Genomic DNA, 1,002 nt, shown 5'->3' with positions numbered 1-1,002 from the left:
GCAGGCGCGTCTACGCCGAGCTGGAGGCCGCGCGCGGCGCCTCGAGGTTCGACGGCGTGCGCCGCATCGGCATCGACGAGACGTCGTACAAGAAGGGCCACAAGTACGTCACGGTGGTCGTCGACCACGACCGCGGCTGCCTCATCTGGGCGCACGAGGGCACCGGCAAGGACGTGCTCAACCTGTTCCTCGACGAGCTCACGCGCGAGCAGAGGCGCGCCATAGAGGTGGTGACCGCCGACGGCGCGAGGTGGATAAGGCAGCTGGTCAAGCGCCGCTGCCCCAACGCGAGGTGGGTCATGGACCCCTTCCACGTGGTCCAGTGGATGAACGACGCGCTCGACGCCGTGCGCTGCGAGGAGTGGAACGCCGCCAGGGCCGCCGCCAGGGCCGCCAGGCCCAGGCCCGAGGGCAAGCGCGGCAGGCCTGCCAAAGGCGAGCTGCCGCCCGAGGAGGTCAGGGCGCTCGAGGAGGAGGCGGCCTCCATCAAGGGCAGCCGCTACGCGCTCGTGAAGAACCCCGAGGACCTCACCGACGGCCAGAGGGCGAGGCTCGAGGCGCTCAAGAAGAGGGCCGGCTCGCGGCTGGTCAGGGCCTGGGAGCTCAAGGAGGACCTGCGGGCCGTCTTCCGGGCAGCCGACGGCTCCGAGGCCGCCGAGCTGCTCGACGACTGGATGCACAGGGCCGCCTACTGCAAGATCGCCAAGGTCGTCGCCGTGGAGAAGAAGGTGCGCCGCCGGCGCGACGACATCATCGCCGCAGTCGAGCTCGGCATCAGCAACGGGCGCGTAGAGGCCATCAACAACAAGATCAAGGTGACGGTGAGGATGGGCTACGGCTTCCGCAACACCGACAACCTCGTGGCCCTGCTCATGCTCAGGTGCGGCGACTGCCAGCCCCAGCTCCCGGGTCGCCCGGTGAAGGCGAGGAAGAAGGGCGTGAAGGGAGCGAAGAGCGTTGCTGCCTAGGCTAGCCCCTTGTCACACAAACTACCGAAGCCTC

General features: G+C 69.1%; 1 protein-coding gene. It reads left to right on the top strand.

From position 1 onward, the window contains the following. Positions 1-968: ISL3 family transposase (locus ACTNBY_RS09295; RefSeq protein ID WP_441064278.1), on the top strand; the 968-nt coding region annotated here is incomplete at its 5' end. Positions 969-1,002 lie beyond the last annotated feature (34 nt).

The organism is Collinsella sp. HCP28S3_E12, assembly GCF_052065595.1.
Lineage (GTDB): Bacteria > Actinomycetota > Coriobacteriia > Coriobacteriales > Coriobacteriaceae > Collinsella.
Note: the sequence above shows the minus strand (reverse complement) of the source record. Positions and strands in the feature narration are given on the sequence as shown.